This is a genomic window from Alteromonas algae (assembly GCF_049117195.1).
GTDB lineage: Bacteria > Pseudomonadota > Gammaproteobacteria > Enterobacterales > Alteromonadaceae > Alteromonas.
Window position 1 is genome coordinate 655,550 of record NZ_CP185260.1, and the last position, 14,639, is coordinate 670,188.

The following is a 14,639-nucleotide window of genomic DNA, read 5'->3' on the forward strand; positions in this document are numbered from 1 at the left end:
TTATGTACATAGTTAACCGTGCGAGAGAGTTAAAAGCCGAGTTTTAACGGCGGCTCTTGCATGGCTGACATTTGTTCTTTCAGTGATAAAATTTGGCCTTCCCAGTATTTATCTTCTGCAAACCAAGGGAAAGCGCGAGGAAACGCGGGATCTTCCCAACGTCGAGATAGCCATGCCATGTAGTGAACCATTCGCATAGCTCGCAGTGGTTCTATTAAAGAAAGCTGTTTCGTGTCGAAAGGGTGGAATTCTTCATAAGCTTCGATAAGGGTATCGAGCTGTAAAAGTTGCTGCTGCCTATCGCCACTTAACATCATCCATAAATCTTGAATGGCTGGCCCCATTCGACAGTCATCTAAGTCGACAAAGGTAGGCCCGTCGCGCCACAAAATGTTTCCTGGGTGGCAATCACCGTGCAGGCGAATAGTACTAGAGCAGGAATAGGCGCTTGTCGCTTTTTTTATAACAGGGTGCATAATGGCGAAAAAAGCAGTTTTCAAATGTTCCGGCAATAACGTACTGTTTTCAAGAACATGCAAAGGCTCGCTAAGGTAGCTTGCCACATCTACCTTCGGACGAGTGCGAAAAGGTTTTGCTTGAGAAACGCGATGGATGCGCCCGATAAACCTTCCCATCCACTCTAACTGGTCTAAATTGTCGTTTTCAAACTGGCGGCCACCCACTGATGGAAATACCGCAAAACGATAGTCATTGTGTTGGTGCAGCGTTTTTCCGTTAATAAACAATGGGGCGACGATGGGAATTTCATTGTCTGCAAGCTCATGAGCGAAGTCATGTTCTTCTTGAATCTGCTCGTTGCTCCAACGACCTGGTCGATAAAATTTGGCAACATAGCGCTTGGTGTCGTCGGCTAGGAATTGATATACCCGATTTTCGTAACTATTAAGTGCGAGTAAACCGCTTTCAAGAAAAATGCCCTGGCTTTCCAGGGCATCTAATATGGTATCTGGGCTTAGCCCAGAGAAGGAAAAATCTGTCATCGATATAGGAACTTCGTTGGCTCATCTACCGTAATAACGTCCCCGTCTAGGGTGGTCGTTGTTACGCTAATCTGAATTTCTGTTACCACATCTTCCAGATTATAGGGGTCGGTTGCAACTGAAATCGGTGTGCTATACACCTCGCCCCCCAATACCGTCACTTCTTGCTCACCGTAATAGGAATAGTCAGGTAGGCCTTTAACACTAATTTGGTATGTGCGCGTTTGTTGAGATTTATTGAGTACTTTTATCGTATAAACATTCTCAATCAAGCCTTCGTTTGTCTCGCGATAAAGCGAGTTTCGGTCACGTATAATATCGACTTCAACGGTGCTTCTAAATAAAATATTAGCCACGAGCAGGCCCGTCATAATCACTAATACAATAAAGTAACCGATTAATTTGGGGCGAATGATATGGGTTTTGCCGCCTGAAAGCTCTTCTTCAGACGTAAAGCTAATCAGCCCCTTAGGGTAGTCCATCTTTTCCATGACCCCATTACACGCATCGACGCAGGCCCCACAGTTGATACATTCGTACTGCAAACCATTTCTAATATCGATGCCTGTTGGGCATACTTGAACACATAGATTACAGTCAATACAGTCGCCCAAACCTTTTTCTTTCACTTGCTCGTGACTAAGTTTTCTTGGGCGCGGTCCTCGTGCTTCACCACGTTTTGCGTTGTACGACACGGTAAAGGTATCTTTATCGAACATAGCCGATTGGAAGCGCGCATACGGGCAAATATGTGTACACATTATTTCGCGCATATATCCAGCGTTTCCATAAGTACACACTGCAAAAAAGATAACGGAGAAACCCGCGGCGAAACTGGTATTAAACGTGAAGAAATCAATGAATAGCGTATTGATGGGAGTAAAGTAGCCCACAAACGTTAACGCCGTAAGTAGCGCAACACTTACCCATGCCGTTTGTTTCAGTGTTTTTCGTATAAATTTATCTGCATCCATGGGGCGGTCATCAAGCTTGATACGCTTATTTCTAGGCCCTTCTATTTTTTCCTCAAACCACGTATAGATATAAACCCAAGTCGTTTGTGGACACATGAAACCGCACCAGACTCGGCCAGCGAACGTGGTGACAAAAAACAATGCAAAAGCAGAAACAATTAAAATGTAGGCAAGAAGTGTTAAATCTTGAGGCCATAAGGTAAGGCCGAAGATGGTAAACCGCTGCTCAATAATGTCCAACAATACCGCTTGTTGCCCGTTATATTGAATCCAAGGGATTGCAGCAAATAACCCCAGAAAAATAAGCCCGAAAAAACGGCGAAAAGATTCAAGGGGCCCTTTAACAGCACGCACGTAAATTCGACTTCTCGCGCTTTGTCGCTTCCCTTCACGCTTTGGCTTATGGACCTTAACCGGCGTGACATTTTTTACCGGTATTTGTTCACTCATAATACTACCTTAGCTACTCACATCTGCTGTTACTACGCATTATAACAGTACACACATGCGCATGTTTAATTTAGATCAACAATGTAGAGTATGATCTACATTATTGAGTTTTCAGTCAATACTGAAAGTTCAGAAATTAACTATATTCATATCAATAGAGAATACCTGAGGTAATATTGTGGTGAAAATGAACAAAAAGCGGGGTGAAGAGGTCTATATTTATATCTCATCGATGAGATAACTGATGTGTTCAATACCATTGTATAGTTTTTGGTGTTATCTAATGGGTAACAATCCAGTATGCTTTAACGTCGGCTAGTCTTGCTTTTTAAAGGAAGGAAATGTTACGCGCTTTTATTGTATTTGCAGAAATCGTGGTGCTAATCATTGTTTTGCGTTCATCATTTGCTCAATATCTTTTTTCTGATGCGCAACGCGTAGTATCAGGGTGGTTTGTGACCCTTGCAGAAATGCCTGAACAGAACGAGTTAGAAGCGCTACGAGAGACGGTAAAGCAGCGCCTTCCTCCGCTTAGGCCCTATCAGGACACGTACCTGTCGGCAATTACTGTCAATAAAGCCACGTTGAAACGATTCAACACGAAATACTGTGATGGTAATGACATTAATCCCAATTTCACGGGAACCAGCAGAGCGCAGCTTTGTCTTATTATTAAACAATCTCCTTTGTTAGCGCGTAATGATTAATACATGGTGTAATGAATACATCATGTTAATCACAGCCTAGATACCAATGTTCACAGTGTGCATTGCGCGCCTGGCGAAATAAGTGAGGAACATTATGTCATTGTTAAAAAAGCGTGGAGTAATATGTAGTACGGTGCTGTTTCTCCTTGGAACCCATATTCCTACTGCATCTGCAGCAGAAGTTAATATTACGTGGGAAGAGCCTGAATCATTCACTGACGTTAGACCTTCGAATGAATCGCGTAAGCGATTTCGAGAGCGGACGTTAAGTGAGTTAGAAGCACATATCAGTGAATTAGCGTCGGCATTACCTGAACACTATGTGTTGTCTATGACAGTGACCAATCTCGATTTAGCAGGACAAGTATGGCCAGCGCAGTTCGTAGGCTTAGGAAATAACGTCGGTAATGATGTTCGTTTAATTCAAAGGGTCGACATACCTCGTATGAACTTCACGTATTCGTTGAATGGCGAAAACAGTAAAGTGCTTAAAGCGGACGACGTTAAATTGAAAGATATGGCGTTTTTAGAAAGTCATACACGCAGAAGAGCTAACGAAAATTTAGCTTATGAAAAGGCGATGTTAGATACATGGTTTAATGACACGTTCGCTGAACATGTTGTGAAGCCTAATAGCTAACACGCAAACGTATAGGTCGACATAAAATCATAAAAAACGCCGCGATGATAAACCATCATCGCGGCATTTTTATTGTGCTATCTATTTACAGGTAGTCAAATTCACTGCCTGAAATGGCAAGCGTACTGTCTGGACCCGCAGTATACGCTGCTTTGTGAGCGTCACGACGTGGCATAATACGCTCAATGAAGAAGTCTCTCGTTTTCTTCTTAGACGACGCTAATACCGCATTATCTCCTGACTCGGCCTTATCCGCCATGCTGTACCAAAGCACACCGAGCAGTGAATAGGCACTGTAAGCAAGGAAATCATTCGCCGCCGATGCTGCAGTGGTTCCGTCCATCCCAAGACATGCTTTAGAAGAGGCATGCCATTCATCTAATACTGTCTGTGCCGCGTGTTTAGCGTCAGAGTCGTTAATCTCGTTAACCAGTTCGATGAACGCCTGATACGTTGCTTCCATCATATGGCCGCCGTCACGTGTTAGTTTACGGCCAATCAGATCAAGTGCTTGAATACCGTTGGTTCCTTCGTAAAGCATCGCAATACGAACGTCACGCATAAGTTGTTCCATACCCCATTCACGAATAAACCCGTGACCACCGAGCACTTGTACGCCTAGGCTAGTCGTTTCAAGTCCCATGTCGGTCATGTAGGCTTTACAAATCGGTGTTAAGAATTGAAGTACCTTTTCAGCGTGTTCCTGTTCTTCAGGTGTACCAAGTTTTTCGATATCCATGTATTTAGCATACAGAAGCGACAATGCCCGAGACCCTTCAATCTGCGACTTCTGTGTTAGCAACATGCGAGCAACGTCAGGTTGAAACACAATTGGGTCGGCTTTACCGTCAGGGTTTTGTATACCTTGAGGTGCGCGAGATTGAACACGTTCACGGGCGTAAGTAAGTGCACCTTGATAAGACGATTCAGCAGCACCTAGGCCTTGAAGGCCAACTTGGAAGCGTGCGTCGTTCATCATAGTGAACATACATGCCAAGCCTTGGTTCTCTTCACCTACAAGCCACCCAGTTGCACCATCAAAGTTCATAACACAGGTTGGGCTCGCCTTTATCCCCATTTTGTGTTCGATACTACCTACCGATAGGCTGTTTGCTTCGCCTGGTTCATTGTTATCGTCAAGCAGTAGCTTAGGTACAAGGAACAAACTTATACCTTTCACACCCTTTGGTGCATCTGGCAAACGTGCAAGTACAAGGTGGATAACATTGCTGCTCCAGTCTTGATCGCCCGCTGTGATAAAGATTTTATTACCTGTTACTTTATAGCTGCCGTCAGCCTGCGGCTCGGCTTTTGTATTCAGTAAGCTAAGGTCTGTACCCGCATGAGGTTCAGTCAGGTTCATGGTACCTGTCCACTCACCGCTGATTAGCTTCGCAAGATATTTATCTTTCAGTGCTTTGCTTGCGTGTTTGGTAACGGCTAATGTCGCGCTCTCAGTCAGCATGGTCGTTAAACGCCAGCTAAGGTTAGCTGCGTTTAGCATTTCATGAACTGGCACCGCCATGGTATAAGGCAAGTCTTGTCCATCGTACTCTGCGGTACCTAGCATCGCATTCCAGCCGTTGGCAACGTACTCTTGATAGGCGTCAGCAAACCCTTTTGGCGTAGTAACTTTTCCATTCTCAAGCTTACACCCTTCTTCATCGCCTTCGCGGTTTAAAGGGGCAACAACATCAAGCGCAAATCTTGCACCTTGTGCAATAATTTCGTTAGCTAAATCACTGTCGAAGTCGCTAATACCTAGCTTTTCATAGTGAGCATCAAGTCCAAGCCACTCTTTAAGTAAAAACTGAAAGTCAGCGGTAGGGGCATAATGTAAAGGCATGGATGACTCCTTTTTCAAACGGGTGTTTTAATTTTTCCGTATTATAGCCTTAAAAAGGCTAATCAGAGTAGCCCGTTAACGGAAACTTAATAATAAATATAGGTGATAATACCAACAGTATTTTGCTTTTCGACGGTTCACTGGCATCCTATTGCCATTATTTTAAGTTGCATGCGCCAAAGCAACGTATCAACGCGCATTGGATAAAGGTGAAGAAGTGGAAAAAAACACACCTGTTTGTATCGTGACCGGGGGGAGCTTAGGCATTGGTTTAGCCGTCTGTCAGACATTTTCACGGGAAGGCTATCATGTGGTGAATCTCGACTTACGAGATTTTGAAGCCACACCAATGCGGTGTGAGTGGAAGTCTTGTGATGTAAGCCAGGTGTCTGAAGTAACGGCGGCAATCGAAGACATTGTCGCAACATACGGCAAGGTCGATGCGCTGGTTTGTAATGCGGGGAAACATGTTTCTGCCACTATTGAACAAACTGATGAAGCGTTGTTAGATGCGGTATTCAGCCTCAATGTTAAAGGCGCTTACGCGGCAATAAAAGCGACGTTGCCAACAATGAAAACGCAGCAACGAGGCGCTATTGTTGTCATGGGCTCTGACCAGTCTTTTATTGGTAAGCGAAATTCTTTTGCCTACGCGTTGACTAAATCTGCGCTAGCGTCAATAGCAAAGACCACCGCGTTAGACTATGCACCCTATAATATTCGGGCAAATGCCGTGTGCCCCGGCACGATAGAGACCCCGCTTTTTCATAACGCAATAGACAACTACGTTGCTAAAGCCGGTGTCGATAAGAAAGATGTCGTCGCCGAGGAAGCTGCCGCACAGCCTATCGGGCGCTTAGGTCAACCTGAGGATGTCGCAGAACTTACGTACTTTTTGTGCAGTGATAAAAGCAGTTTTATCACTGGAAGCTTGTACGCGGTAGATGGTGGTTACACTGCGCAATAAGGTATGTTTATGACGTTTACCGACCCTCACATTCATTTTTTTGCGTTGTCGCAAGGGCATTACGATTGGTTAAAAAGCGCCAATCCTCCTTTTTGGAAAGATAAAGACGCAATCGCAGTGCCTGTTAATGAGATAGATTTACGTCGCGCGGGCCGCCATCGGTTAGCCAGCTTTGTGCATATCGAGGCCGGTTTCGACAATGCCCAGCCGTGGCGCGAAATACATTACCTTAACGCACACTGTACGCTGCCATTTAAAGCGGTCGGGGCAATCGACTTGTTGTCCGTTGATGCGTTAAGCCATATAGATGCTTTGAATAGCTTTACCTCCGTGGTTGGGCTTCGCCATATTCTTGATGGACAAGCCAAAGAGATATTAACTCACCCTAAGGCAAAACATACGTTAAACGCCATGGCAAATCGGCAGTTATCGTTTGATGCACAGTTTGATGTAAGCGATAGCAATGCGGTAAAAGCGTTACTTAACATATTAGACTATGCGCCTACACTGCGCGTTGTCATTAATCATGCGGGTGAGGCACCGCTTTGTGAAGGCAAAGCAAATAGCTTGCGTTTCAAGCGTTGGCGGCAGCATATACAATTGCTAGGCTCGCACGAGCGTGTAGCGATAAAAATGTCCGGTTGGGAAATGCAAGATAGAAGGTGGCAGCGAGATGCAGTGTCCTGCATTATTCATGACCTGCTTGAACAGGTGGCAGACGATAAACTTATGTTTGCAAGCAACTTTCCGCTTTGCCAATGGCGCACGAGCTACCATACCTTATGGCAATTCTATGGCTCCCTTGTTGAAAGCATGCCCCCCGATAGTCAACAACGGGTGTTGTCAGACAACGCATCACGCTGGTACCGCATGACATAAAGATGGGCGATACCCAAAAGGCCGCGTTTATACGCGGCCTTTTGATTTTCGTTTTACATTACTTTAGTTCGGTAATCGTCATGTGTGGTGAGCGATAGACTATTTCGTCGTTAAGGTCTATGCCCAATCCCGGCGTATCTGGTGCTTCAATGAAACCGTTAACAGGCTGTGGGTCTTGAAGACACAGCTCGCGGTTCCATTCTTTAATCGCGTACGTATGATGCTCGTGAATTAAGAAGTTGGGAATAGCGGTTTCTAAATGCAAGCTTGCGGCAGTGGCCACTGGGCCTCCACATACATGGGCTTGAATTCTTACGTCGTAGATATCGGCATAATCACAGACCTTTTTCGCTTCGGTAAAACCGCCGCATAACCCGACATCGGGTTGTAAAACGTCAATAGATTGGTCTTCTAAATACGGGCGAACATCCCAACGATGGTACAAGCGCTCGCCTCCAGCGATAGGAACGTTAACGTTTTTCGCCACTTTATCGTGAAGCTTCGAATTTAAATAGTTAACGGGCTCTTCGTAATACAAGCACCCAATTTCTTCCACAATACTGCCAAGCTGAATGGCAGTAGAGGCACCAAGTAAACTATGACATTCAAAGATAATGTCACCGTCATCACCCATAGTGTCTCTAATGGCCTGTAAGCGCGCTTTGAACAGCTTAAGCTCTGGCTTAGAAAACAGTTTCGTTCTGTCAAAGTGCGTATTGCCATCTTTGTCGTAGACAATTGGGTCTACTTTTACCGCATCATATCCGTCTTTTAATGCTTTCTCTGTGGCTCTGGCATAATCTGCGGGGTCGTTGAGCTTGGTCACTTCAGCGTCCCAATCGAACTGAAGCTGGCTCGCATAGCTTCGCAACTTACCATTGGTTTTTCCGCCTAACAGCTCATAAACAGGCAAACCAAGGGCTTTTCCTTTAATGTCCCATAAGGCGGTATCGATAGCGCTCATTGCGGCATAAATGACCGGGCCGCCACCTAGTCCCCAAAAACCCTCGCGTAGCATACGTGACCATAACAATTCAGTATGAAACGGGTTAAAACCAATAAGCATCGCTTCGGCAATTTCTTTTATCATGTGCGCGGCAGCGCTATGGCCCCAGTCGTAGGCAAGGCCAGCTTCGCCTACGCCAGTAATGCCCTCATCGGTATAAACACGCACAAAAACCGGGTTCCACTGAGGGCGCTTCGGGCATTCAATATCAAATATTTCAACTTTGGTTACTTTCATTAGAGCTTTCTCAATTGGTTATTATGTGACTGTGATAACACGCGCTATGTTATTCACAAAACTGTGGGTCTAGTTTATAGGCTTTTCGCAGCATAGCGGGCCACGCCTTTTGGCCGCCAGTCTCACCACTGTGGACCACTTTCGCTTGTTCATAGATACCGTCAATAATTGGGTCAGGTATCGATATAACGTCTTCATTTGACTGCATCAATGCTAACTGGATCTCACAGGCTCGTTGTAAATCATAAAAGCGCATAAACGCATCTCCAACGGTAGGGCCAAGCGTTAAGCCTCCATGATTGGGAAGTAGCATATGATTGGTGTCGCCCAAGTCACGCTGAAGTTGCTTTTTCTCGCTTTCATTGACGGCAAGCCCTTCGTATCCGTGGTAAGACAATGACGGCAATGAAAATAACGAGTATTGGCTCCAGGGGCGTAATCCGCCTTTTACCGACGCAACAGAGATAGTCGCAAGCGTGTGCAGGTGGATAACGCACTGCGCATCGTGGCGCACCTCGTGAATGGCACTGTGGATGGTGAACCCCGCTGGATTGATGCCATAAGGGGTGTCATCTAATATCGTGCCATCTAAGTCAACTTTGACAAGATTCGACGCGGTGACCTCGTCAAACGTCAACCCGAAGGCATTAACCAAATAATGTTCGGTGCCGGGGACTTTTGCTGAAATATGCGTATAAATAAGGTCGCCCCATCGCATGTCCGCCACTAAACGATAGCAGGCAGCTAAATCGATTCGGGTTTTCCACTCTTCGTCAGATACTTTGCCCTTTAGGCTGATTGTAGGAAGTGAAAACAAGATGGGTCTCCATAGGTTACACGGTTAACGAAATTACCAAAGCGCGTAATAACACACAACAATTCTCACTACATTAATGCTTCTTGCTTATATCATCATGCACTATAAAAGCATCTCGCAATGGAATAAGATCATCAGGAAAGCGAAGCGCATCATGCGTAAGCGTGAAGGGGTCGTGTTTTTGAAGCGAGATGACTTCTATTTTTCTCCATGGCGGTGGCGCGAAGGCGTCGGGTAGCTTTGCAATACCTGCATCAAGATGGCAGGAAAACAGCGTCATACCCTTTGACGTTGTACCTACTACATCATTCACCTCTACATTAAACCCTGTTTCTTCCCAGGTTTCTCGATGCGCAGTACAGGCTAATGATTCATTATCATCCTGCCCACCGCCCGGAATATCTAACTTCCCAGATAACCGATGGGTGATAAATAGCATTTTACCTTCAGTCACAATGACGCACCCTGCTGCACGAGATAATGAGGAGGTAAATTCATCATGTTGCAGCACGTTTCGGCACGCAGGCGAGGAGGGAGGCTCAGCATCACAGCCCAAAAGCGTTAAAACTACCAAAATGAATGATAAGCGAAAATTGATATGCATTAGTTTAGGTAAAATACTACGTATATAAAAGAAACAATAAAAAGCCTTGGCGATAGAACGATAGCACATCAGCTACTGCATTTAATGCCAAAGGTTAGCGTAACGCGGGTAATGTATCACGCGGCGTACTTTTACCAATAGGAAAGGTTATGTTTTCACGTTCGAGTTTTTCTCCGCTGATGATCGCGGTGGTGTTGTTGGCTGCGGTGGTTGTGTATCTAAACCTTCCCGCTGAAGAGCAAAGTAAAGCATATAGCGCCAAAGCAACGCCGGTCAAAACCACGGTAGCCCGTCAACAGGCCTTGGCCATTACTATTGAATCGCTCGGAACGGCGACAGCAAACGAGTCGGTGACGATTACCGCCCAAGTGACAGAAACGATTCGGTCGGTTAACTTTGATGATGGAGACCGTGTAAAAAGTGGTGATGTCCTTATTCAGTTGAATAATCAAGAAGAGCTTGCCCGCGTAGAAGAGCTCAAAGCAAATATTGCAGAAGCAAAACGGCAGTTTTCACGGATTACTGACTTAAGGCAGTCAAGTGCAGCATCTGAGCAACTCCTCGATGAACAACAGGCGAGAGTGAAAGCGTTAGAAGCGCAGCTAGATGTTGCTTTAGCGCAGCTCGATGACATGCAAATCCGTGCACCTTTTAATGGACTTTTAGGGGTGAGGGCGGTCAGTAAAGGTTCGCTTGTTCGCCCCGCTGATGTTATCACCACATTGGATGATATTAGTATTGTTAAGGTTGATTTTAGTGTCGCAGAAAATCAGTTGGCAAGCCTTGAGAAAGGGCAGAGTATTGCTGCTACGTCTGTTGCCTATCCGTCTGAAGTGTTTAATGGTGTTATTTCTAATATTGATACCAGGCTTGACCCCATAAGCCGCGCTATTCAAGTTCGAGCAACCATTGATAACCAAGATAGCAAGCTTCGCCCCGGCATGTTGTTAACCATTGTCGTTGAAAAAAAGGTGCTCAATACGTTGGTGATCCCAGAAAAAGCACTGGTGCCAGTTGAAGATAAACAGTTTATTTATGTCGTAAAAGACAATGTTGCTTACGAAAGAGAAGTGGTGTTAGGTGAACGTCGCCCAGGCATCGTTCAAATCTTGTCGGGCTTGAATGAAGGAGACGCAGTCATTACCGAGGGAACGCTAAGAGTACGTGACCAATCTCCAGTGTCAGTCATTAGCGAAAGCGACGGGGTATAAGCGTATGTTGCTTTCGGATATTTCTGTAAAACGCCCGGTTTTTGCTACCGTTGCCAACCTACTCCTTATTATTTTTGGTGTGGTCGCGGTGTCTATGCTTTCGTTAAGAGAGTACCCTGACATTGACCCTCCTATCGTTTCTGTCAACACAACGTACACAGGCGCATCGGCGAATATTGTTGAGACCCGAATTACCCAACTGCTAGAGGACAGAATAAGCGGTATTGAGGGGATAAAAAATATCACGTCTACTTCGCGCAATGGCCGTTCAGACATCACGATTGAGTTTAAGCTGTCTCGAGATATTGATGCCGCGGCAAACGACGTACGAGAGCGCGTTAGCCGAGCACTTAACAATTTACCCGATCAAGCCGATCCGCCTGAGGTATCAAAAGCAAACTCAGACGAAAGTGCTGTGGTGTGGTACAACCTACGAAGTACGAACTTAAACACCATGGAACTTACCGATTACGCAGAACGCTTCTTGGTAGACCGACTGTCCATCGTTGATGGCGTAGCACGGGTTCAAATCGGCGGTGGTCGACGTTATGCCATGAAAGTATTTTTAGATAGAAATGCGATGGCGGCGCGCGGCATAACAGTAGCCGATGTTGAAAGTGTCATTCGAGCAGAGAATGTCGAGCTACCGGCTGGAGAAGTAGAGTCGACAGATAGAAATTTTGAAGTAAGAGTCGCACGAACGTTCTTGACCCCGGATGATTTCGCGGCCCTTACCGTAGCCGTAGACGATAACGGGTATTTGGTCCGTTTAGGTGAGTTGGCCACCGTCGAACTTGCAGCCGAAGACGACGAAACAGAATTCCGTGGCGACGGCGTTAACATGATTGGCTTGGGTATTATCAAGCAATCAAAAGCCAACACACTAGACGTTGCCCGTGCAGCAAAGTTACAAGTTGCGAAAATTGAAGAGAGCCTACCGGATAACATCTTTATCGTGCCTAGCTATGACTCGTCTGTATTTATCGAAGCGTCGATAAATGAAGTCTATGAGACATTGGCTATTGCTATGCTTATGGTGGTTATAGTCATCTATGTATTCTTGGGTAATATTCGTGCAACCCTAATTCCTGCGGTAACGGTCCCCGTGTCACTGATTGGTGCCTTTATTGTGATGTATACGTTAGGTTTCTCCATTAACCTACTGACATTACTCGCGATGGTATTAGCTATCGGGTTGGTCGTCGATGATGCCATTGTAGTACTTGAAAATGTTTACCGCCGAATTGAGATGGGAGAGCCACCTATTCTTGCCGCTTACCGAGGAGCAAGAGAGGTTGGGTTTGCCGTTATTGCGACCACATTAGTGTTGATATCCGTATTTGTGCCCTTAGTTTTCCTTGAAGGAAATATAGGCAGGCTATTCACTGAATTTGCACTCGCCATCGCCGCTGCGGTGGCGTTTTCAAGCTTCACTGCGCTAACACTTTCACCCATGATGGCATCAAAAATTTTGAAGAAGCGAGAGCGTTCATCAGGTTTTGGTGCGTGGATGGATAAAGGGTTTCGAGGCATAGAAGCCCGTTATTTTAAAAGCTTAGCAAAAACCTTACATCAGCCGTTATTAATGGTTGTATTACTTATTGTTGCGGTCATTGCAACGGTACAACTATCAGAAAAAATTCCGAGCGAATTTGTACCTCGAGAAGATAGAGGTAACTTCTTTATTTTGATGAATGCGCAAGAAGGGGCAAGCTTTGAAAGTAATGCCTCAAACTTGAAGCAAATCGAAGACGTGCTGATGCCCTACCGCGAAAGCGGTAAAATCAATAGGCTATTGGTTAGAACACCAGGTTTCGGTGGAAATGCTGGTATTGCTATTGTTGGCACGGCTGATTGGGATGAACGAGATTTCAGCACGTTCGACCTTATGAATGAAATTAGTGGCAAGCTTACCCAAGTGCCTGACGTTAGAGCGTTTGCAATCATGCGAAGCGGTATTTCAGGAGGAGGGTTTGGTCGTCCTGTCCAGTTCGTGCTGCAAGGTGATACCTATGAGAACTTAGTTGAATGGCGAAATATCGTCATGAATAAGGCGCCTGAAAACCCAAATTTCGTGCGTTTAGATTCTGATTACAAGGAAACGTCGCCGCAGTTGCTGGTGAATATCGACAGAGACCGAGCAGCAGACCTGGGCGTGTCTATAAGCGATATTGGCAGGACTTTAGAGGTCATGTTAGGTCAGCGTCGTGTATCAACATTCCTCGACAGAGGCGAGGAGTATGATGTCATCATCGAAGGCATCGAAGACGATTTCAGAAGCCCAAATAGTATAGATAACTTGTATGTTCGTTCATCAAGAACCGGCGAGCTTATTCCAATGGACAATTTGTTGTCTTTCTCAGAGCAAGCAACGTCGTCAAGACTAAATCGTTACAATAGAATGCGTGCTATTACTATTTCTGCAAACCTTGCAGACGGCTTTACCTTAGGCGATGCGCTTGCCGAGTTAGAAAATATTGTAAGAACAGAATTGCCAGACACGGCGTCAATCGATTACAAGGGTGAGTCGCAGCTATATCAAGAGGCGGGGAACTCGTTCGTTTACGTATTTATTTTAGCGCTTGCGGTCACCTACTTAATCTTGGCTGCACAATTTGAAAGCTGGATCCACCCACTCGTCATCATGTTAACGGTGCCACTTGCGTTAGTAGGTGCATTTATAGGGTTATACTTCGCAGACATGACCTTAAACATTTACAGCCAAATAGGGCTGGTCATGTTAATTGGTCTTGCAGCCAAAAATGGTATTTTAATTGTAGAGTTTGCTAACCAATTGCGAGATGCGGGCTTAGAGTTCGAAGCTGCCCTTAAACGAGCGGCGACGCAAAGGCTAAGGCCTATTGTGATGACCGGGTTTACTACAGTGTTTAGTTCATTGCCCCTCGTGCTGGCGTCCGGACCAGGAGCTGAAAGCCGAATGGTGATTGGTATGGTCATTTTCGCTGGCGTGTTAGTTTCTGCGTTTATGACACTTTATGTTGTGCCAACGGCTTATAGTTGGTTGGCTAGAAGCACAGGCTCTCCGTTACAGCGAACACATGAAATTGAAAAACTCAATGACGCTATTCCTTATAAGAAAGGAGAGGAATAACCTGCGTCGTGTGTTGTCGGCATGGTTGTTTTTAGCTTAAGTGAAAAAAGGAAGCATTGCGCTTCCTTTTTTGATCCTATGCGATAAACAGTCAATATTGTCGCATATGTCCATTTCGGCACAAATTTAATGCGATTTTTTGCAAAGAATACATCTTAATACTTATTCTTATTTATACCTTTCTGGCG

12 protein-coding genes are annotated in these 14,639 nt (G+C 45.3%); 6 read left to right on the forward strand and 6 right to left on the reverse strand.

Translation table 11 applies throughout. The features are described 5' to 3' along the window. Window positions 1-29 precede the first annotated feature (29 nt). Together ACOJRU_RS02945 and ccoG are read right to left on the reverse strand one after the other, a co-directional pair. Entirely contained in the window at window positions 30-1,001 is a 972-nt protein-coding gene (locus ACOJRU_RS02945) for a serine/threonine protein kinase (protein WP_421133565.1), read from the reverse strand. Continuing rightward, on the reverse strand, window positions 998-2,425 hold the full coding sequence (gene ccoG / locus ACOJRU_RS02950; RefSeq protein ID WP_421133566.1) for a cytochrome c oxidase accessory protein CcoG: 1,428 nt from the start codon (window positions 2,423-2,425) through the stop codon (window positions 998-1,000). Before ccoG ends, ACOJRU_RS02945 begins: the two co-directional genes overlap by 4 nt. 341 nt (window positions 2,426-2,766) lie before the next feature. Here ccoG and ACOJRU_RS02955 point away from each other — a divergent pair, with 341 nt between their 5' ends. Further along, window positions 2,767-3,132 carry a hypothetical protein gene (locus ACOJRU_RS02955; protein WP_421133567.1) on the forward strand — a complete coding sequence of 122 codons (366 nt, stop codon included), beginning with the start codon at window positions 2,767-2,769 and terminating at the stop codon, window positions 3,130-3,132. 94 nt (window positions 3,133-3,226) lie between these two features. Continuing rightward, window positions 3,227-3,772 (forward strand): DUF3016 domain-containing protein, encoded by a 546-nt coding sequence (locus tag ACOJRU_RS02960; protein WP_421133568.1) that lies wholly within the window; start codon window positions 3,227-3,229, stop codon window positions 3,770-3,772. A gap of 85 nt (window positions 3,773-3,857) precedes the next feature. Here ACOJRU_RS02960 and ACOJRU_RS02965 read toward each other — a convergent pair whose 3' ends face one another. Beyond that, window positions 3,858-5,618 carry an acyl-CoA dehydrogenase family protein gene (locus ACOJRU_RS02965; RefSeq protein WP_421133569.1) on the reverse strand — a complete coding sequence of 587 codons (1,761 nt, stop codon included), beginning with the start codon at window positions 5,616-5,618 and terminating at the stop codon, window positions 3,858-3,860. 217 nt (window positions 5,619-5,835) lie between these two features. Here ACOJRU_RS02965 and ACOJRU_RS02970 point away from each other — a divergent pair, with 217 nt between their 5' ends. Then, a complete protein-coding gene (locus ACOJRU_RS02970; RefSeq protein WP_421133570.1) occupies window positions 5,836-6,585 on the forward strand; it encodes an SDR family NAD(P)-dependent oxidoreductase in 750 nt (249 codons plus the stop codon). A gap of 9 nt (window positions 6,586-6,594) precedes the next feature. After that, the gene (locus ACOJRU_RS02975; protein ID WP_421133571.1) at window positions 6,595-7,464 is read left to right on the forward strand and encodes an amidohydrolase family protein; all 870 of its coding nucleotides are present in this window, start codon (window positions 6,595-6,597) and stop codon (window positions 7,462-7,464) included. 58 nt (window positions 7,465-7,522) lie between these two features. Here the strand turns inward: ACOJRU_RS02975 and ACOJRU_RS02980 are convergent, their stop codons facing one another. The 3 genes from ACOJRU_RS02980 to ACOJRU_RS02990 form a co-directional block, all read right to left on the reverse strand. Beyond that, a complete protein-coding gene (locus ACOJRU_RS02980; protein WP_421133572.1) occupies window positions 7,523-8,707 on the reverse strand; it encodes a mandelate racemase/muconate lactonizing enzyme family protein in 1,185 nt (394 codons plus the stop codon). A 49-nt stretch (window positions 8,708-8,756) separates the two neighbouring features. Then, entirely contained in the window at window positions 8,757-9,524 is a 768-nt protein-coding gene (locus tag ACOJRU_RS02985; RefSeq protein ID WP_421133573.1) for a class II aldolase/adducin family protein, read from the reverse strand. Between the two features lie 73 nt (window positions 9,525-9,597). Beyond that, the gene (locus ACOJRU_RS02990) at window positions 9,598-10,128 is read right to left on the reverse strand and encodes an NUDIX hydrolase (RefSeq protein WP_421133574.1); all 531 of its coding nucleotides are present in this window, start codon (window positions 10,126-10,128) and stop codon (window positions 9,598-9,600) included. A gap of 149 nt (window positions 10,129-10,277) precedes the next feature. Here ACOJRU_RS02990 and ACOJRU_RS02995 point away from each other — a divergent pair, with 149 nt between their 5' ends. Both ACOJRU_RS02995 and ACOJRU_RS03000 read left to right on the forward strand, forming a co-directional pair. Next, window positions 10,278-11,339, forward strand: a complete 1,062-nt coding sequence (locus ACOJRU_RS02995; protein WP_421133575.1) for an efflux RND transporter periplasmic adaptor subunit — start codon at window positions 10,278-10,280, stop codon at window positions 11,337-11,339. Between the two features lie 4 nt (window positions 11,340-11,343). Beyond that, entirely contained in the window at window positions 11,344-14,451 is a 3,108-nt protein-coding gene (locus ACOJRU_RS03000) for an efflux RND transporter permease subunit (protein WP_421134702.1), read from the forward strand. Window positions 14,452-14,639: the final 188 nt, after the last annotated feature.

Coding starts and splice junctions, on each gene's coding strand:
- ACOJRU_RS02980 (WP_421133572.1), bottom strand. CDS start 8,707: ATGAAAGTAACCAAAGTTGAAATATTTGATATTGAATGCCCGAAGCGC.
- ACOJRU_RS02960 (WP_421133568.1), top strand. CDS start 3,227: ATGTCATTGTTAAAAAAGCGTGGAGTAATATGTAGTACGGTGCTGTTT.
- ACOJRU_RS02975 (WP_421133571.1), top strand. CDS start 6,595: ATGACGTTTACCGACCCTCACATTCATTTTTTTGCGTTGTCGCAAGGG.
- ACOJRU_RS02955 (WP_421133567.1), top strand. CDS start 2,767: ATGTTACGCGCTTTTATTGTATTTGCAGAAATCGTGGTGCTAATCATT.
- ACOJRU_RS02945 (WP_421133565.1), bottom strand. CDS start 1,001: ATGACAGATTTTTCCTTCTCTGGGCTAAGCCCAGATACCATATTAGAT.
- ACOJRU_RS02990 (WP_421133574.1), bottom strand. CDS start 10,128: ATGCATATCAATTTTCGCTTATCATTCATTTTGGTAGTTTTAACGCTT.
- ACOJRU_RS02965 (WP_421133569.1), bottom strand. CDS start 5,618: ATGCCTTTACATTATGCCCCTACCGCTGACTTTCAGTTTTTACTTAAA.
- ACOJRU_RS02995 (WP_421133575.1), top strand. CDS start 10,278: ATGTTTTCACGTTCGAGTTTTTCTCCGCTGATGATCGCGGTGGTGTTG.
- ccoG (WP_421133566.1), bottom strand. CDS start 2,425: ATGAGTGAACAAATACCGGTAAAAAATGTCACGCCGGTTAAGGTCCAT.
- ACOJRU_RS03000 (WP_421134702.1), top strand. CDS start 11,344: ATGTTGCTTTCGGATATTTCTGTAAAACGCCCGGTTTTTGCTACCGTT.